Raw genomic sequence first — 17,647 nt, forward strand, 5'->3', positions numbered from 1 at the left:
TCAGAAAATCAGACCCATGCGCCGTTCGTAACCGATCCGGCCTCTGTAGGCTTCGCCGCTGTCGACCCAGCCGAATTTTGCGTAAAGCGCGATGGCCGATGCGTTGTCCGCATCCACCGACAACTCCAGCCCCTTTATTTCCGGAAACGCCTGACGCGCCACGTCGGGCAGGGCTTGCAGACAGGCCTTGCCGTAACCTTTGCCCTGAGCCCGATGATCGACTTGCAGTGCGTGAAGGGTGGCGCTGTGTTCATCGGCCCACGCCGGCAGCACGGGCGGGCGCTTGAGCAGCAGAAAGGCCACGGGAACCTCCTCGACCAGTAGCGTAAATCCTTTGACGCCGGGGCCGGGTTTGGACAGCAAGGTGTGCAACGCACCGTGAATGTCGCCGGAGAATTTGATTTGTTCTTTGTGAACTTCAATGGCCTCGACCTGCTGGCGCTGGAGCGCGTTCAGGCTGTCGTAAGGCACGAGTCGGGCTGTCACTGGAGTGTCCTTTTTCCAACAAAATGTGTTTCGGATTCTAACGAGTTTGCGTCCATGGATTATTTTTATTTCGGCTGTCGATTTGGCTTTTCGCCAGACGACTAAGGGTGTCTTCACAACAAAAACCACGGAGAACCACCATGAACGCTACCCACGAAATCCAGACCCTGATCGACACCTATCGTCAGGCGGTCATCGCCAAGGATGTCGAGAAACTCATGCCCCTGTATGCCGAGGACATCGTCTCCTACGACGCGGTCAAGGCCCTGCAATTTCGGGGCAAGGCCGCCTACCGCGCGCATTGGCAGGAATGCATGGAAATGTGCCAGGGCGCGCACAAGTTTGATTTCGACCATATGAACATCGTGGCGGACGAGCACATCGCCTTCGCCCATTGGCTGGCCCATTGCGGCGGCACTAACGAGAAGGGCGAAACCCAGGCCTGCTGGATGCGCGTGACCGCCTGCTATCGGCGCGACGATGGGCAATGGCGCATCGTCCACGAACACTGGTCGGCCCCGTTCGACATGATGAGCGGCACGGTGCTGTTCAACCTGGAACCCTGAGTGTCAGGCCGATTCGTCGGGAATGTCGCGAAAGCGTCAATCTGCAGCCATAGTTGATCCGTTCGATTCAGGAGAGCCCCATGAAGTATTTATGCCTGGTCTACAGCAACGAGCACGAGTTGCACTCGCTGCCCGAAAGCCCGAATGACGCTGAATGCATGGCCTATGCCGAGGCGATCCAGGGCAGCGGCCGAATGGTCGCCGCCGAGGCGCTGGAATCGGTGCAGACCGCGACCACGGTGCGGATGCGCAACGGGAAAATGTCGATCACCGACGGCCCGTTCGCCGAAACCAAAGAGCAATTGGCCGGCTTTTACCTGATCGATGCCAAGGACCTCAATGAAGCCATCCAGGTCGCCGGCAACATCCCGGCGGCCCGGGTCGGTTGTGTCGAGGTGCGTCCCGTTCGCCAGTTGAATCCCGGCGCCTGATGTCGGCCGAGTCGGTACGGGCGCAGGTCGAGCAGGTTTACCGCGAAGAGTCACGGCGGATTCTGGCGACCCTGATCCGTTTGCTCGGCGATTTCGATCTTGCCGAAGAAGCCTTGCACGAGGCGTTTTTCGTCGCGGTCGAGCGCTGGCAGCGTGACGGTGTACCGGACAATCCGCGTACCTGGCTTGTGTCCACCGGGCGTTTCAAGGCCATTGATGTATTGCGTCGGCGCGCACGCTTCATCGCGTCGCAACCGATGTTGATCGCTCAACTGGAGGCGCTGGAGCAGGCCGACTGGAGTGACGAAGACGTGGAAGACGATCGCCTGCGCCTGATCTTCACCTGTTGCCACCCGGCACTCGCGGCGGACGCCCAGGTGCCGTTGACGCTGCGGGAAGTCTGCGACCTGACCACGGAAGAAATCGCCCGAGCCTTTCTGTCGGCACCAGCGACCATCGCCCAGCGCATCGTGCGTGCCAAGGCCAAAATCCGTGACGCGAAAATTCCTTATCAAGTGCCGACCCTGGCGGAATTGCCCGAGCGCCTGGACAGCGTGCTGCGGGTGATTTACCTGGTGTTCAACGAAGGCTATTCCGCGTCCATGGGCGCGGAACTGACCCGTGAGGATTTGACCCGCGAGGCGATTCGGCTCGGTCGTTTGTTGATGGAACTGCTGCCCGAACCCGAAGTGATGGGGCTGCTGGCGCTGATGCTGCTGCACGAATCCCGACGCCCGGCCAGGACGTCGGCGAGCGGAGAGTTGATCGTGCTGGATGAGCAGGACCGTTCGTTGTGGGACGCCGAGATGATTGCTGAAGGTTGCGCACTGGTGGAGCGTGCACTGACAACCCGGCGCTTCGGGCCTTACTGCCTGCAAGCGGCGATAGCGGCGTCGCATGCCGAAGCGCCCACGGCGGCGGAAACGGACTGGCTGGAGATTGTGGGTCTGTATGACGTGCTGTTGCGGGCGGCGCCTTCGCCAGTGATCGAATTGAACCGTGCGGCGGCGATCTCCAAACGGGATGGGCCGTTGGCGGGGCTGACATTGGTTGAAGGGATTCTGAATCGGGGGGATTTGCAGGATTACCACTTGGCGCACGCGGCGCGGGCGGAGTTTTGTCGGCAGCTGGGAAGGGTTGAGGAGGCGCGGGCGGCTTATGAGCGGGCGTTGGAGTTGACGCAGCAGGTGCCGGAGCGGCGGTTTATTGAGGCTCGGATTAAGGCGTTAGATCGACCCCTCACCCTAACCCTCTCCCCAGGGGGTAGAGGGGACTGAACGAGGTGTTCTTGGAGCTACATCGACCTGAAATACCAAGTTGAACTCAGGTTTTGAAAAGCATGAAGATCTGCTCCCTTTCCCCCTCTCCCCTCTGGGGAGAGGGCTGGGGTGAGGGGTGGCCCTTACAATCGCCACCACTATTCCAGCATCTTGCCTAACAACCAACTCCCCGCCGGCCCTGGCGGATGCAGCCGCGACCACAGTGCATCGACGAACACCGGTTTTGGCCAGCCGCGCACGTCCAGCTCCTGCAACGTCCCTGGCCCAAACCGCTCCACCAGCCATCGGGGCAACGGCGCCCAGCCGAACCCGCCCTGGGCCATTTCCAGCAGCATCAGATAACTCGGCGCCGACCAGACGCGCCCCTTTGCCCGGCTTTCATACGGATTGACGATCGTCGCCAGACGCAGCTCCCGGTGTTGTTGCAGCATGTCCTGATCGATGTGGCTCAGCGCAGCCAACGGATGCTCGCGGGATACGAACAGGGCAATCTCGGTCCGTTCTTCCACGGTCGAACTGACCAGGTCCGGCGGGTAACTGTCTTGTTTTTCGGCGAAGGCCACATGCGCCCGACCCCGTTGCACCAAGGCCACCAGGTCATCGCACTCGGCGATCAGGCATTCAAGTTCCAGATCCGGATAACGCTGCTCGAAGGCGCTGAGCGCCGCTTCGAATCGGTCCGACTGATACGTGTCGGAAATCGCCACGGTCAGCTTCGGCTCGACCCCTTGGGACAGTTGGCTGGCGGTCATTTCCAGTCGGCTGGTGGCGGCCAGAATGTCCTCGGCCCGTTGCAGCATCACGTGCCCGGCCGGGGTCAGGCTCGGTTTGCGGCTGCTGCGGTCGAACAGAGTCAGGTTCAAGTCGATTTCAAGGCTGGCCACGGCGGCGCTGATGGTCGACTGACTGCGGCCCAGTTTGCGCGCCGCGGCGGAAAACGAGCCTTGAGTCGCGGCCTGAACGAAGGCCTGCAACACTTCTTGAGAGGCCATGAACTATCGCCTTGATCGATGGTTATTGGTTATGAAGTATCGGTGTGAAGAAGGATCATGGCAACCACAGTCACTCAGAGGAGTCTGGCCATGAGCGCCAACAAATCCATTACTGAACGTATTTTCCAGGCCATTGGTTTCGAATTGCTGGCGATCCTGATCTGTACCCCGTTGCTGGCGTGGATCATGGACAAACCGATGCTCGACATGGGCGTCGTGACCATGGCTATCGCGGCACTTGCCCTGGCCTGGAACGTGGTCTTCAACGGATTGTTCGACCGTGCGCTCAAACACTACGACATCGTGCACAACGCGTGGGTACGTGTTGTCCATGCGCTGTTGTTCGAAGGCGGTCTGGTCGCAGTGGGTGTGCCGTTGATTGCCTGGTGGCTGAAGGTCAGCCTGTGGCAAGCGTTCGTGCTGGATATCGGCGTGCTGCTGTTTTTCCTGCCGTACACCTATGTCTACCACTGGACGTATGACGTGGTACGGGAGCGGGTCCTGATGCCTCGCGCAGTTCGTTGAACGTGGTCATTTTTGTGGCGAGGGGGCTTGCCTCCTCGCCACAGGTTTCAGGTTACAAAAACATCCCGCCCGACGCCTCGATGCGCTGCCCATTGATCCACTGACTTCCCGGCGCCAGCAGCAGCGCAATCGCAGCACCGATATCGTCCGGCTGACCAACGCGCCCCAACGCGGTATTGCCGGCGACATAGCTGTTCACGTCGCTGTTATCTCGCACCGTGCCGCCGCCAAAATCGGTTTCGATCGCGCCAGGCGCCAGGGTGTTCACGGAAATGCCGCGCGCACCGAGTTCTTTCGCCTGATAACGCGTCAGCACTTCCATTGCGCCTTTCATCGCCGCGTAAGCGCCGTAACCCGGCAAGCTGAAGCGGGTCAGACCGCTGGAAACGTTGAGGATGCGGCCACCGTCAGTCATCAGCGGCAGCAGGTTCTGGGTGAGGAAGAACGGCCCCTTCAGATGGATGCTCATCAGTAAATCGAACTGGGCGACGGTGGTGTCAACGAAGTTTGCATTCAGGCCGATGCCGGCGTTGTTGAGCAAAAAGTCGAAGTGATCGCGATCAAAACGACTGCGCAATACATCAGCGACTTGCGTGGCGAAATCTGCGAAGCCTTCACTCTGGCCAACGTCCAGTTGCAGCATGACGGCACGAGCGCCGAGGCTTTCTATTTCTGTGACCAGTGCTTGTGCCTCATCGGCGCGGCTGTTGTAAGTGCCGATGATGTCGATGCCTTGGGCTGCCAAATGCAGGGCTGCGTTTTTGCCAAGGCCGCGGCTGGCGCCGGTGATCAGTGCGATTTTACGGTTCATGGGACTTCCTCAAGGAGCAGTGGGTGATGACGTGGAGGAAGTTTATTTATCCGTCCTGAAGTGATAAACAGGCTTAAATCGGAATCACTGGTCGGTTAATCCGAACAATAAAGGTCGGCCCATGAACAAGCTGGAACTGCTGCGTACCTTCGTTCGCGTCACCGAGATGTCGAGTTTTACCCTCGCCGGTGAAAGCCTGGGTTTGCCCAGGTCCACCGTGTCCGAGCACGTCCAGGCCCTCGAAATGCTGGTCGGCACGCGGTTACTGCAACGCACCACGCGCAAGGTTCAGGCGACTCAGGACGGCTTGGTGTTGTACGAGCGCAGCAAGGATTTGCTGTCGCACATGGATGAAATCGAAGGGCTGTTTCGCCAGGACGAGGCGTCGCTCGTTGGGCGGATTCGCATCGACATGCCAAATATTCTGGCCCGTCGGGTGGTGATGCCGCGTTTGCCCGAGTTCATGGCGCAGCACCCCAATCTCGAGCTGGAAATCAGCAGCACCGACCGCCGGGTCGATTTGCTCAGCGAAGGGTTTGATTGCGTGGTGCGAGTCGGCGCGCAGCCGGATCTATCGGTGGTCGCTCGCCACCTCTGCGATTTTTCGATGGTCAACTGCGCCAGCCCCGAGTATCTGCGGCGTTATGGCGTGCCTGAACGGCTCGAAGACCTGACGCAGCATCGGCTGGTCCATTACGTCGGCGTACTCGGTTCGCGGTCGGAGGGTTTTTTGTACGAGCAAGAGGGCAAGCTGCATCGAGTGCCGATGGCGGGCAGCGTCACGGTCAACAGCACCGATTGCTACGAGTCGGCGTGTCTGGGCGGTTTCGGTTTGATCCAGGCGCCGTTGATGGGCATGCAGCCCCACCTGCTCAGTGGCGAGTTGGTGGCGGTGCTGCCGCAATTCAATGCGCCATCCATGGAGGTTTCGCTGCTCTACGCCCGGCAACGGCATTTGCCGTTGCGGGTGAGAGCGTTCATGGACTGGCTCGGGCAAGTGATCCAGTCCACCATTTGAAAAATAATACATAACCTGTGGGAGCGAGCTTGCTCGCGATGGGGGCTTAACATTCAACGCAGATGTCGACTGTCTGTCCGCTATCGTCGGAACGCCGCCCGGAGCAAGCTCGCTCCCACAGGTACTACTGCGTATCAGAAGAGTTTGGTGAACAACCAATACAAACTACCCGACAACAGAATCGCCGCCGGCAAGGTCAACACCCAGGCCATCAGCAGGTTGCGGACGGTCTTCATCTGCAAGCCGCCGCCGTTGGCGACCATGGTCCCGGCTACGCCCGATGACAGTACATGAGTGGTTGAGACCGGCAGGCCGAACATGTCCGCCGCGCCGATGGTCAGCATCGCGACGGTTTCCGCCGAGGCGCCTTGCGCGTAAGTCAGGTGGGTCTTGCCGATTTTCTCGCCGACCGTCACCACGATGCGTTTCCAGCCGACCATGGTGCCCAGCCCCAGAGCGATGGCCACCGCGATTTTCACCCACAGCGGAATGAACCGTGTGGCGTTGTCGATCTGCTGCTTGAACAGTTGCAGTTTGCCGCTGGTGTCGGCGTCGAAGTTGCCGACCTTGTTTTTGTCCATCAGGCGAATGGTTTCGCTGGTCAGGTACATGTCGTTACGCACGTTGCCCATGGCCTCGGCCGGGACCTTTGAGAGCGAGCCGTAGCCCTTCACTTCGTTCCCGATATTGCCGGTTAACGCGGCGAGGGCGGGGATCAGTTGTGGTGTGGCTTCCTTGCTGCGCATGTATTCGGACAACACCGCGCGAGGATCGGCGGGCGCTGGCAGCGGCGAACTTTTGACCAGCGCTTGCTGGGTGACTTCGGCCACGGCGGCAAACTGCAGCGCCTGGTCCGCCGGCATAGTGCGGTTCAGCGCGTAAGCCATCGGCAGCGTGCCGACCAGAATCAGCATGATCAGGCCCATGCCTTTCTGGCCGTCGTTGGAACCGTGGGCGAAGGACACGCCGGTGCAAGTCAGGATCAACATGCCGCGAATCCACCACGGTGGCGGAGTGTCGCCCTTCGGTGCCTTATACAGCGCACGATTCTTGACGAAAGCCCGCAAGGCCAGCAGCAATAGCGCGGCGAACACGAAGCCGATCAGCGGCGACAGCAACAGCGCGTAACCGACTTTGGTTGCCTGCGCCCAGTCCACACCGCTGGTGCCGTCGCGGCCGTGCATCAGGGCATTGGCCACGCCGACCCCGATGATCGAGCCGATCAGGGTGTGCGACGAAGACGCCGGCAAGCCCAGCCACCAGGTGCCGAGGTTCCACAGGATCGCGGCGATCAACAGGGCGAAGATCATGGCGAAACCGGCGGAGGAACCGACTTGCAGAATCAGCTCCACCGGCAGCAGAGCGATGATGCCGAACGCCACCGCGCCGCTGGACAACAGCACCCCGAGGAAGTTGAAGAACCCGGACCAGGCCACTGCGAAATTCGGCGGCAAAGAGTTGGTGTAAATCACCGTGGCCACGGCGTTGGCGGTGTCGTGAAAACCGTTGACGAACTCAAAGCCGAGGGCAATCAGCAGCGCCACGCCCAACAGCAGAAACGGCGTCCAGGTGGTCACCACGGTGCCGAGTTCGTTCATGTCGTGCATCAGGCTGTAGGCAGTGAACAACAGCCCGCTGCCCAGCACGGCGAAGAAAATCACGATGGTCAGCAGGCCGGGCTTTTTATCGAGTTGCGGTTTGGCGTTACTGGCGGGCGCCTGGGCGGCGGTGAAGGAAGGAGTAGCCATGACGGACATTCCTGAGGGGAGAAGGAGTGTCGCCCATGATCGTTGCTGAATGTTACAGAGAGGCTGCGTTGGATCAGTGTTTGGGTTTTTAAAGGCAGAATCAAAAGATCTTAATAATCCTGGCGCTTACGAAACGCCCAACGCCCCGCAATCACGGTAAACGTTGCGACCAATGCCACCAGGATCCAGAACCCTTCCGGGTCGCCGGAAAGCGGCACCCCACCGACGTTCATGCCAAAGAACCCGGCGATGATGTTGATCGGCAACGCCAGCACCGTGACCACGGTCAGGGTGAACAGCGTGCGGTTGCTCTGTTCGTTGAGGTTGGCGGCGATTTCTTCCTGCAACAGCTTGATCCGTTCGCCCAGCGCCGTGAGGTCGTTGATGATCAGCGCGAACTCCTCGGTGGACTTGCGCAGCTCCTTGACGTCTTCCTTCTGCAACCACTGCGGCGGGCGATTGAGCAGGCGCAGCAACGAGCCCGGTTCCAGTGCCAACAAGCGTTGCAGGCGCACCAGCACCCGTCGGTTGGCACCCAGCTCAGCCCGGTTGGTCGACAGCCGCGAGGACAGCAACTCATCTTCGACCTGATCAACGCTGAGGCTGGTCTTGCGCACGATCTGGGTCAGCACTTCACCCTGATCTCGCAGCAGATGCACCAGCAATTCCAGCGGCGAGCGAAAGCATTCACCGGCCTTCACCGACGAACGCAGCTTGTCCACCGAGTGCAGCGGTTGCAGGCGTGCGCTGACGATCAGCCGACTGCGGGCGCAGACCCACAGCGTCGAAACATCGGACGAAACCATGCTGCTGAGGTTGAACACCACGTCGTTGACCACCGCCAGCAACGCTGAATCCACATGCTCGATGCGCGTCGAACGGGAGCCCTCATGCAGCGCTTCGAAAAATTCGTCGGGCAATTCCAGATGGCTTTTCATCCAGCGTTCGCATGCGGCGTGGGCCAGATTCAGGTGCAGCCAGAGAAATTCGTCGTTGTCGCCGGGTTGTTGCAGGCACTGCAACGCCTTGGCCGAATCGAGCTCGCGACCGCGCTCGCCGGGGCGAAAACTGAAACCGTACAGCAGACCGAACAGGTCCGTGTCGCGATGGCTTTGGTCGATGCTGTGGTTCATGAGGTCTCGCTGTGAGGAGGCGCCTGTCGCGGGTTTCACAGGTTCACTTGAGCCGCATCATCGCAAGGAGCTTTGACAGTTTTGTGACAGGTGCGTGGCGCTGGCCAAGTGCCTTCTACCGATGGTCGGAAGCGCTCAAGAAAGGCTCTGGCACGCCGATGAGGCTGATGTTGAAGTTGCGATTCTGGTCGTCAGCCAGCGTCGCAGACAGGGATGTCCGGACACCTTTGCACGCCTGTCGGGCGTGCCTTATCCCTGCCATGAGATCACTCGATGTTTTTGCAAAAATCCCTGAGAGCACAAATCCTTGCTTTGTTGAGCGGCAGCCTGTTGGCCATGTTGCTGATCGCCCTGGCCTGCTTTCACTTTCTGTCCAGCGGTGTTCAGAGCTACGCGAATCTGATCGAAGGCCCGCTGCACACATCGCAATTGATCGATGAAGCCAACCTGCAATTCAAGGTGCAGGTGCAGGAGTGGAAAAACGTCCTGCTACGCGGCAAGCAGCCTGCGGATCTGGACAAATACTGGAAGCAATTCGAAGACCGTCAGCGCGACGTGCAGGGCATCCTCGGTGAACTGGCCGGGCAGAAGGGTATCGAGCCGTCACTCAAGACTCGCATCGAACGCCTGCGGGACGAACATCGTCTGTTGGGCGCGGCTTATCAGAAAGGCCGTGACGCCTACGTGGCGGCAGACGCCGACCCAACGGTTGGCGACACGGCGGTCAAAGGTGTGGACCGCGCGACCAGCGATCAGATGAGCGAGTTGGTCAGCGAATTGCGCAAGCAGGGTGCCGAGCAATCGAAGCTGATCAGCGCCGATGCCGATCGCACCGTGTTGCTGGGGATCATTGTGATGCTCGCCTCGGGTCTGTTGATCGGGTTGCTGAGCCTGTGGCTGGTCAACCGCAATCTGGTCGAACCGATTCGCAAACTGATCGAGTACGTGGCGCAACTCAGCCAGGGTCGTTTCGCCGAACGCGTGGCCAGCACCCGTCAGGACGAGCTGGGTAAACTGGCAATGGCCGCCAACACCCTGCGCGATTTTCTTGCTGAAACCTTCAGCCGTTTGCAGCGCAGCGCCTCGGATTTGGACAGTGCCAGCGGTGAACTGAACTCCATCGCCACCCTGATGGCCAGCGGCACTAACGAGCAGTTCAACCGCACCGATCAGGTGGCCACGGCGATGAACGAAATGTCCGCTACTGCGCAAGAAGTTGCACGCCACGCTGCCGATGCGGCACGTGCCGCCGACGATGCCGACCAGTCCGCCCAGCAGGGCGAAAAAGTCATGCAGGGCACCATTCACACCATCACCCAAATGCGCGGCGAAATCGCCAATACCGCCACGGTCATCCGTCGTCTGGAAACCGACAGCGGGCGCATCGGCAAGGTGCTGGAAGTGATTCGCGGCATCGCCGAGCAGACCAATCTGCTGGCGCTCAACGCCGCCATCGAAGCCGCCCGTGCCGGTGAAGCCGGGCGCGGTTTCGCGGTGGTGGCCGATGAAGTCCGCAGCCTGGCCCAGCGCACGGCGGCGTCGATCATCGAGATCAACCAGATCATTCAAACGGTGCAAACCGGTGCGGTGGACGCCGCTCAGGCGATTGAAAGCGGTCAGTCGCGCAGTGAGGAAAGTGTCGAGCAAGTGACTCAGGCCGGCGCCATGCTGGAGCGCATCACCCTTGCCGTGGAAGCCATCCGCGACATGAACCGCCAGATCGCCACCGCCGCGGAAGAGCAGACGTCGGTGGCCGAAGACATCTCGCGCAACCTCACGGAAATCACCAGCATCGCCAGTACCAACCTGGACAACGTGCAACGCACCGAAGCGGCCAGCCACAACCTGCACGGGTTGTCGGGGCAGTTGAATGAAGTGACGGCGCGGTTAAGCGCGTAACGGGAAGGGCTGTGTACCGGTTTGCTTACCGAGTCGGTACACAGTCGATCTCAAGTCCGCAGTGTCGATGTCGATGACCACGGTAATCCCATAATTCCAATGGAAAACCGCCATGGTCAGCATCACTTCCGTTTCGATCACCCCGACGGCCACGACTGCTTCGAACAAGACTGCCCTCAGCGACAGCACCGAAGACACGTCAGTCACGGCAACCGCTGAGGCGTCCAGCGACGCCACCAAGGTATCCGCCGGCGGCGCCCCCGCGGCGAGCGGTAGCAGTTCCAGCAGCAGCGAAGAATCCGATACGGTGAAAGAGCTGCGCAAGCAGATCGCCGAGCTGCAAAAGCAATTGCAGGAACAACAGCAGCAACTGCAAGCGGCCCAGGCCAGGCAGGAAAGCGCCGAAGCAAAAGCGGCGGACGTTGCGGCGGCGCAGTCGCAGATTGCGACGACTTCGGGCTCGTTGCAGACCGCGACGACGGCGTTGTTGCAGGCATTGCAGGATTCCGGTTCCAGTACGTCCGGCGCGCTGGTCAGCATGTCCGCCTAAGCACTGATATTGACGGAGTCTGAACACTCAGGCGACCGTTGATCGAATACGCTTGCCTGAGGCATCTGATTTAGCCACTACCTGTTATTTCTGACAGTAGACAGGTTTTTTTCGCAGCGCTAGATAACCACTGGCACGCATTTTCGACCCGAACTTGCGCCAGTACTTTCACAAGGAGCGTTGCGATGGCCGAATTATTGAGCCCTATGACAGTTGTCGGTGGTCAGGTAGTCGTTTTGTACGTGGATCAGGCAGACCCACTGATTCCGGAAGTAGTCATTCCGGCACGAGAAGATTTTGATGTCGATGAAAGAATCATTGTGTTTTGTGGCGACACTGAGGTGGGCTTTCACACCTATCGATCAGGTGATTTCTTTCCAATACATCTTCCTTTGGACAAAGAGGCTCTGGGTCAGGTGCAGGGTGGGGGGGAGGTTTACTACGAGATCAAGCATCTGGACGGAACGACTTCCACCTCAAGTTCTTTCCGTGCCAGGGTCGAGATGTTTAACAGCCAATCGTCCGTGAGTTACGCTAACGAGATCAAGGCGTAGAGGCTGTGCTCACTGCGTCAAAGTACTTGGTTGTTTGAATCAGATGTGCAAAAAAGCCGCACGATCCGAAAATCGTGCGGCTTTTTTTTGAGGCCATTAAGTGTCTTGTTTGTTGCTCAGGACCTTGCCGGTTTTGGCGTCCAAATCCACATCCCACTCAACGTTTTTGGCGTCACGGATTTCCACCTGGTAGACGTAAGCGCCAGTGGCAGTCTGTTCCAGTTCGGTATCGGTGATGTTCGCTGCGGTGCTGCCTGGGTGCTGGGCGAGCGCTGCCTGGTTGAGTTTTTCCAGGTCCATGATGGTGCCGGCCTTGAGCAGACCCGGGATCAGGTCAGGACGAACATCCGCCTGGGCCAAGCCAGCGGTGAGGGTCAGGGCAGCAGCGGCGAACAGAGCAGTCAGGTTTTTCATGAAGTTCTTTCCTTGGGTGATTCGTTTAAGTGGGATCAAGTTAACCGGCGCAACTTAATCCACCCTTAATTCTCCGAACACGACTGGGTAGCGATCGTTCCCACGTTCATCAATAACCGTTGTTCTGCAGCAATTGCGCAACACTGGCAGCCGCCGGGCGTTTGTAGAACTTGAGCAGTTCGCTGGCGCGGTTGGTGAAGATGCCGTCGACGCCGGCGTCCATGACTTTCTGGTAATCCACGGCATCGTCGATGGTGTACACGTGCACCAACAAGCCCTGATCGTGGGTGTATTGGTTCATCCACGGTTGCACCAGGTCCGAGTAACTCTGATCACCACCCTTGGTCAGCGCGGCAGAAGGGCCGGTGCCGATCGCGCCCTGGGCTTTGGCGTACTCGACCCATTGCTGGAATTCGGCTTTGTCCTTTGGTTGCTGTTTGGCGTAGTAAGTGGCTTTGTCCTTGTCGCCGGACTCGGCAAACGTCACTTTGGATTTCGGCTCGATGCTGCCTTCGCCGACCCACAGCAGGAGGATTTTCGGCACTTTCGGCATTTCCTTCTCGAGCAGTTCGAGGCTGCTCTTCTCGAAGGTTTGCAGCACGACTTTACCTTTGCCCTGGCCAACCGCCAGATTACTCTTCGCCAGTTTCGAACCGGCCGGGCTCAACCAGCCGCGATCCTGCAATTTTTCCTTGAGGTCGCGCTCGATCCCGGGAAACTGCTTCGGCTCTTTGGTTTCGATGTACAGGCCGGGTTTGTGCAGTGGATTGCCTTGGGCAATATCGATGATTTCATCGAGGGTCAGGATTTTCAGACCAGCGTACGCAGGACGCGCGCGATCCGGGTAGGCGGTGTTGAACCAGCTGCCGGCATCCAGGGTTTTCAGCTCGGCGATAGTGAACTCGTTGGCCGGGCGGTCCTTGCGTTCAGGGAATTTGCTGGCGACGTCGGTGGTGCGTTGCAGGTTGTCGTCGTGCAGGGCGAACAGCACGCCATCCTTGCTGCGTTGCACGTCCATTTCCAGGTAGTCGGCCCCCAGATCGCGGGCCAGTTTGTAGGCGGCGGCGGTGGATTCCGGTGCATCGAACGACGCGCCACGGTGGGCGATCACGGCCGGATGCGGAATGCCCATGCGGGTGGCCAGTGCGGTGGGGCTTGGTTCGCTGGCGGCCTGTGCCTGGCCGAGGCCCAGCATCAGACTCAGCAGCAGGGCGCTCTTGGGGAAGTGAACAGGCATGGTCGAGGTCCTTTCGCAGATTTTCAAAGACGTATCTTTTAACAACTGAGCGCCGCTTGCGCTATCGCCAGACCGACATAAACGTGTTTAAAGCTGATTTTTTCAGCGCTTTTGTGCGCTTCTTTGCAGTACTCTTGGCCCCGGCAGTTACCCCGGCAGAGGGAACGCCCATTCGCTTGCCCTGCGTGTAAACCATCGATCACCGGTCCTTTGCGACCTTCTGTGAGGTTTATCATGCGCATCACTTCCGAGCTCATCTGCCAGGCCGCCGACCAACTCAAAGGCTTCGTCGGCCTCAATCGCAAGACCGGCCAGTACATCGTTCGTTTCAGCGAAGACTCTTTCGGCATGGACGTGGCTGACGACGGCATTATTCCCACCAGCGAATTCGTCTGGGCCCCAGGTTCCGCGCAGGCCATGACGCTCAAGCGTGAGTTGATTCAGTTGTTGCTGGATCAGAACATCGATGACCGGATCAACATCACCGAGCCGTTGCGGGTGTACATGAACCGGCGGGAAGTGCCGGAGATTTTGGCGGTTCGCAGTCTGGTGCAGAGCTGAGTTTTGCGGTGACTGTGCGGGCCCTATCGTCGGAACGCCGCCCGGAGCAGGCTCGCTCCCACATTGGTCTTGTGATCGACACATAACCCATGTGGGAGCGAGCTTGCTCGCGATGGCGGCCCTGAGAACACCACATCATTTACTGCTTGAACGCATACGCCCGCTCAACCTTGCACACCCGCGTATGGCAAGACGAATACCAGGTCGAGCGCCCACGCTCGCGAATTTCACTGTGCTCGGGATGATGTTTCCACGCCAGAATCGCCGCTTCGCTGGCCCAGTAGGACACCGTAATCCCGAGCCCGTCTTCACCCCGAGCCGATTCCACCCCCAGGAAACCGGGTTGTTCACGGGCCAGTTCGAGCATGCGCGTGGCGGCCTGCTCGTAACCGTGATCACCGTCGGTGCGCAGGGAGGTAAAAATCACCGCGTAGTAAGGCGCTGGCGGAGTCTTGGCAATCATGATGTCTGCCTCTTGCAGGCGGCGATTAACGCACGGACCAGCGGCGGCAGCTTGCCCTTGAGCGCTGCGCGTTCAGGTTGGAACAGCGTGGCGACGAAGAACGGATGCCCTTTGAGTTCCACCGCCCGCAAGTCGCCCGAAGAATCGTGTCCAACGGCGCACAGCTGTTGGGTCAACAACTCACGTTCGAACGCTGGATTAACGCCGTAGCGGCAGCGATAGCCTTCGACAATCTCAGCGCTTTCGTACGCCTGGGCGATCAACGAGCCTTCAACCAGATGAATGCTGTCGACGGCCTCCACCAGCGAGCAGGTCAGTGGTGTGAGCAATGCTCGCGCCGCATCGGGTGAAGTCTCGCCGTGTTCGGCATCGTCCCAGCCCAGAACATTTCGGGCGTATTCGAGTACGGCGTGTTGAAAACCGCCGCACGTCCCAAGGAACGGCCGTTGCTGTTCACGGGCAAAACGGATCGCCCGCAACGCACCGTCCATATCGCGGTAAGGGCTGGCGGGCACGCACCAGAAACCGTCGAAATCAGCCAATGGCGCATCGGCGCTGATGCGGTCGGTGGCCAACCATTGGAACTGCACGTCTGTGTTCGCATGTTCAGCGGCCATGCCGAGGGCGATGGGGATGGCCTGGTGAGCGGTGACATGCGGGTCGTAATCGCCGATCAGGGCGATGCGGAATGGGCGGGTTTCCATGAGTGCGCTCCACGCTTGTTGATTCCTGGCACCCACTATAGATTGGCGCTCACGCACTCAATATTGGCGTTATCCCAATTGATCAATGCACCGACGCACTATCGACTGGATTACCCCGACCTGTCCCTGATCCTCGCGCTGGTGCGCGGTGGCTCTCTGGCTCGGGCGTCTACGTTGTTGAAGGTCGACGTCTCGACCGTATTTCGCGCCGTGCGCCGACTGGAAGCCGCGCTGGGCCAGCAACTGTTCGAAAAAAGCCGCGCCGGCTACTTGCCCACCACCTTGGCGCAAACCCTGGCCGAACAGGCTGAGCGGGCCGAACAGGCGCTGGAGGCGGCGCGCATTGGCGTGGAGCAGGGCGGTGAAGTCATCAGCGGCACGGTGCGCCTGACCTGCACCGATTCGGTCTTGCAAGGCTTGCTGCTGCCGGCGTTGGCGAAGTTCATGCCCGGCTACCCGGCGCTGACCATCGAGTTGAGTACCTCCAACGACTTCGCCAACCTCAGCCGGCGGGACGCGGATATCGCCTTGCGCCTGACCCGCACACCGCCCGAGCACTTGGTGGGCCGGCGATTGGCAGAGGTTTCTTATCGAGTCTGTGCCAGTGAGGCGTATCTGAAATCGGTCGATTCCGAAGACTTGGCGTCTCTGACCTGGATTGCCCCGGATGACTTCCTTCCCGATCACCCCACCGTTGTGTGGCGCCGTCAGCAGTTGCCCGGCGTCACCCCGGGGTATCGCTGCAACAGCATGTTGTCGGTGACTGAACTGGTGAGGGCCGGGCTCGGTGTCGCGGCCTTGCCGGACTTCCTCATCGGTGAAGGGCTGCAACCGTTGAGTGAGCCGTTACACGGTTACGACACGGCGCTCTGGTTGCTGACCCGCCCGGACTGCCGCGCCTTGCGCTCGGTGGTGACGTTGTTCGATGAGTTGGGGCGGGCGCTTCGATTGCCTTGACCGAGCGCTAAACCTTCGGCCGATCCTTGCTCACGAAGTGCTGATGCATTTCCGAGGTCAGGCTTTCGATGCGTTCGGTGAGGTCCTTGGTCATTTCGGTGAGCCGGGTGTTTTGCTCGAGCAGTTCCAGCAGTTGCGCGGTGTTCTGCGCCGCTTGCGCCTGACGTTCACTGTTGGCGACGGCGAGGGATTCGCGGTGCAGGGCGTCGGCTTCAGACTGGGCTTTGTCCCGCGCCGCCTGGCGGGTCTGGGCCAGCAGGATCAGCGGTGCGGCATAAGCCGCTTGAAGGCTGAAAGCGAGGTTGAGCAGGATGAACGGGTAGAGATCGAAGTGAGCCACGCCGAACAGATTGAGGCAAACCCATACCACCACGATCAGCGTCTGCGCGCCGAGAAAGGTCGGCGTGCCGAAGAACCGCGCAAAGGCCTCGGCGCGCAGGGCAAATTTGTCGTTGCCGAACGTGGGCGCCAGGTGGGCGTGGGGGCGATGAAAACGCAGATGATCGACGGGAAGGGCGGGTTTGGTGTCGGAAGTCGTGGTGGTCATGGTGCTCTCTGCATGGCGCTGGGACTGAGGCTCACTATAGCCCCAGCGCCAGTTTCATTCTGAAACACATTGCGGTGTTTTATTCCGCGCTATCGATCACTGCTATAGCGGCGGACATTGTCATTTATTGCAGCTGATAGCAGGCCAGGAACATGTCCAGCGCCGACTCCACCACGGTGCTCTGCATCTCGGCTGACAAGCCAGGCAGGCCCATGGAAATCTGTGGCCAGAACGCAAAGGATTTGAGCATTCCCTGAATCTGTTGTGCGGCGAATTCGGGGTCGACCGGTTTCAAACGGCCATCGGCCTGAGCGGCGCGGATCCACACAGTCAGGCCTTCTTCGCGCTCCCCCATTCGGGCGACCATGTTCTGCGCACGCTCAGGGGAATGGATGGTGGCGGCGATGGCCACCCGCGCCAGGTCGAGAAAATTGTCATCGCCCAGCATCTGCAGTTTCGCCGTCAGCATCAGGCGCATCTGGTCACGCAGCGGCAGGTCGGGATGGTAGGGCGTTTCCTGCTCTGCGGTCACCCGCGCCCACAATTGATTGAGGATTTCGGCGAACAACTCTTCCTTGCTGGGGAAATGGTTGTACACCGTGCGCTTCGACACGCCGGCGGTGGCGGCGATCTTGTCCATGCTGGTGATGTCGAAACCGTTGGCACGGAATTCGGCAATCGCCGCCTGAATGATGGCTTCGCGTTTTCGGTCGGTGAGGCGCTGTGGAGCTGTCATAAGTACGCTTCGGTAAGAAGAAGTAAGAACTACAC

General features: G+C 59.8%; 21 protein-coding genes. 10 read left to right on the top strand and 11 right to left on the bottom strand.

Annotation, left to right across the window (positions count from 1 at the left end):
* Window positions 1-486, bottom strand: coding sequence for a GNAT family N-acetyltransferase (locus ACA056_RS06465; RefSeq protein ID WP_497271338.1), 486 nt, complete (start codon window positions 484-486; stop codon window positions 1-3).
* A gap of 140 nt (window positions 487-626) precedes the next feature.
* Here ACA056_RS06465 and ACA056_RS06470 point away from each other — a divergent pair, with 140 nt between their 5' ends.
* The 3 genes from ACA056_RS06470 to ACA056_RS06480 all read left to right on the top strand — a co-directional run bounded on the left by ACA056_RS06470 (window position 627) and on the right by ACA056_RS06480 (window position 2,760).
* Window positions 627-1,052: a YybH family protein gene (locus tag ACA056_RS06470; protein WP_008151160.1), complete on the top strand. Its 426-nt coding sequence runs from the start codon at window positions 627-629 to the stop codon at window positions 1,050-1,052.
* An 80-nt stretch (window positions 1,053-1,132) separates the two neighbouring features.
* Window positions 1,133-1,483, top strand: a complete 351-nt coding sequence (locus ACA056_RS06475; protein WP_008151161.1) for a YciI family protein — start codon at window positions 1,133-1,135, stop codon at window positions 1,481-1,483.
* On the top strand, window positions 1,483-2,760 hold the full coding sequence (locus tag ACA056_RS06480; protein WP_497271341.1) for an RNA polymerase sigma factor: 1,278 nt from the start codon (window positions 1,483-1,485) through the stop codon (window positions 2,758-2,760). The genes ACA056_RS06475 and ACA056_RS06480 overlap by 1 nt, the downstream gene beginning before the upstream one ends.
* A gap of 140 nt (window positions 2,761-2,900) precedes the next feature.
* On the opposite strand, the gene ACA056_RS06485 is transcribed toward ACA056_RS06480, so the two are convergent.
* A complete protein-coding gene (locus tag ACA056_RS06485) occupies window positions 2,901-3,755 on the bottom strand; it encodes a LysR family transcriptional regulator (protein WP_497271343.1) in 855 nt (284 codons plus the stop codon).
* Window positions 3,756-3,845: 90 nt separating this feature from the next.
* Here ACA056_RS06485 and ACA056_RS06490 point away from each other — a divergent pair, with 90 nt between their 5' ends.
* Complete coding sequence (locus ACA056_RS06490) at window positions 3,846-4,280, top strand: multidrug/biocide efflux PACE transporter (RefSeq protein WP_497271345.1); 435 nt, start codon at window positions 3,846-3,848, stop codon at window positions 4,278-4,280.
* A gap of 52 nt (window positions 4,281-4,332) precedes the next feature.
* Here the strand turns inward: ACA056_RS06490 and ACA056_RS06495 are convergent, their stop codons facing one another.
* Window positions 4,333-5,091 (bottom strand): SDR family NAD(P)-dependent oxidoreductase, encoded by a 759-nt coding sequence (locus ACA056_RS06495; RefSeq protein ID WP_497271347.1) that lies wholly within the window; start codon window positions 5,089-5,091, stop codon window positions 4,333-4,335.
* Window positions 5,092-5,212: 121 nt separating this feature from the next.
* On the opposite strand from ACA056_RS06495, the gene ACA056_RS06500 reads away from it, so the two are divergent.
* Window positions 5,213-6,109: a LysR family transcriptional regulator gene (locus ACA056_RS06500; protein ID WP_497271349.1), complete on the top strand. Its 897-nt coding sequence runs from the start codon at window positions 5,213-5,215 to the stop codon at window positions 6,107-6,109.
* 134 nt (window positions 6,110-6,243) lie between these two features.
* Here the strand turns inward: ACA056_RS06500 and ACA056_RS06505 are convergent, their stop codons facing one another.
* Both ACA056_RS06505 and ACA056_RS06510 read right to left on the bottom strand, forming a co-directional pair.
* On the bottom strand, window positions 6,244-7,857 hold the full coding sequence (locus ACA056_RS06505; RefSeq protein ID WP_497271351.1) for an inorganic phosphate transporter: 1,614 nt from the start codon (window positions 7,855-7,857) through the stop codon (window positions 6,244-6,246).
* Window positions 7,858-7,967: 110 nt separating this feature from the next.
* Window positions 7,968-8,990 carry a transporter gene (locus ACA056_RS06510; protein WP_497271353.1) on the bottom strand — a complete coding sequence of 341 codons (1,023 nt, stop codon included), beginning with the start codon at window positions 8,988-8,990 and terminating at the stop codon, window positions 7,968-7,970.
* Window positions 8,991-9,263: 273 nt separating this feature from the next.
* Here ACA056_RS06510 and ACA056_RS06515 point away from each other — a divergent pair, with 273 nt between their 5' ends.
* From ACA056_RS06515 to ACA056_RS06525, 3 genes are all read left to right on the top strand, one after another.
* Window positions 9,264-10,889, top strand: a complete 1,626-nt coding sequence (locus tag ACA056_RS06515) for a methyl-accepting chemotaxis protein (protein WP_497271355.1) — start codon at window positions 9,264-9,266, stop codon at window positions 10,887-10,889.
* Window positions 10,890-11,001: 112 nt separating this feature from the next.
* Window positions 11,002-11,439, top strand: coding sequence for a hypothetical protein (locus ACA056_RS06520; protein WP_497271357.1), 438 nt, complete (start codon window positions 11,002-11,004; stop codon window positions 11,437-11,439).
* A 185-nt stretch (window positions 11,440-11,624) separates the two neighbouring features.
* Entirely contained in the window at window positions 11,625-11,993 is a 369-nt protein-coding gene (locus tag ACA056_RS06525; RefSeq protein ID WP_497271359.1) for a hypothetical protein, read from the top strand.
* Window positions 11,994-12,089: 96 nt separating this feature from the next.
* Here ACA056_RS06525 and ACA056_RS06530 read toward each other — a convergent pair whose 3' ends face one another.
* Window positions 12,090-12,407, bottom strand: coding sequence for a PepSY domain-containing protein (locus ACA056_RS06530; RefSeq protein ID WP_497271361.1), 318 nt, complete (start codon window positions 12,405-12,407; stop codon window positions 12,090-12,092).
* 109 nt (window positions 12,408-12,516) lie between these two features.
* Window positions 12,517-13,644, bottom strand: a complete 1,128-nt coding sequence (locus ACA056_RS06535; protein WP_497271363.1) for a glycerophosphodiester phosphodiesterase — start codon at window positions 13,642-13,644, stop codon at window positions 12,517-12,519.
* A gap of 234 nt (window positions 13,645-13,878) precedes the next feature.
* Here ACA056_RS06535 and ACA056_RS06540 point away from each other — a divergent pair, with 234 nt between their 5' ends.
* Window positions 13,879-14,205, top strand: a complete 327-nt coding sequence (locus tag ACA056_RS06540; RefSeq protein WP_497271365.1) for a DUF2025 family protein — start codon at window positions 13,879-13,881, stop codon at window positions 14,203-14,205.
* A 139-nt stretch (window positions 14,206-14,344) separates the two neighbouring features.
* Here ACA056_RS06540 and ACA056_RS06545 read toward each other — a convergent pair whose 3' ends face one another.
* Together ACA056_RS06545 and ACA056_RS06550 are read right to left on the bottom strand one after the other, a co-directional pair.
* The gene (locus ACA056_RS06545) at window positions 14,345-14,668 is read right to left on the bottom strand and encodes an antibiotic biosynthesis monooxygenase family protein (RefSeq protein ID WP_497271367.1); all 324 of its coding nucleotides are present in this window, start codon (window positions 14,666-14,668) and stop codon (window positions 14,345-14,347) included.
* Entirely contained in the window at window positions 14,665-15,372 is a 708-nt protein-coding gene (locus ACA056_RS06550; protein WP_497271369.1) for a CTP synthase C-terminal region-related (seleno)protein, read from the bottom strand. Before ACA056_RS06550 ends, ACA056_RS06545 begins: the two co-directional genes overlap by 4 nt.
* 15 nt (window positions 15,373-15,387) lie before the next feature.
* Between ACA056_RS06550 and ACA056_RS06555 the strand changes: the two genes are divergently transcribed.
* On the top strand, window positions 15,388-16,329 hold the full coding sequence (locus ACA056_RS06555) for a LysR family transcriptional regulator (RefSeq protein WP_497273498.1): 942 nt from the start codon (window positions 15,388-15,390) through the stop codon (window positions 16,327-16,329).
* Between the two features lie 7 nt (window positions 16,330-16,336).
* Here the strand turns inward: ACA056_RS06555 and ACA056_RS06560 are convergent, their stop codons facing one another.
* On the bottom strand, window positions 16,337-16,876 hold the full coding sequence (locus tag ACA056_RS06560) for a DUF1003 domain-containing protein (protein ID WP_497271371.1): 540 nt from the start codon (window positions 16,874-16,876) through the stop codon (window positions 16,337-16,339).
* 124 nt (window positions 16,877-17,000) lie between these two features.
* Complete coding sequence (locus tag ACA056_RS06565; RefSeq protein WP_497271373.1) at window positions 17,001-17,612, bottom strand: TetR/AcrR family transcriptional regulator; 612 nt, start codon at window positions 17,610-17,612, stop codon at window positions 17,001-17,003.
* Window positions 17,613-17,647 lie beyond the last annotated feature (35 nt).

It is taken from the genome of Pseudomonas sp. LBUM1666, from assembly GCF_059695775.1.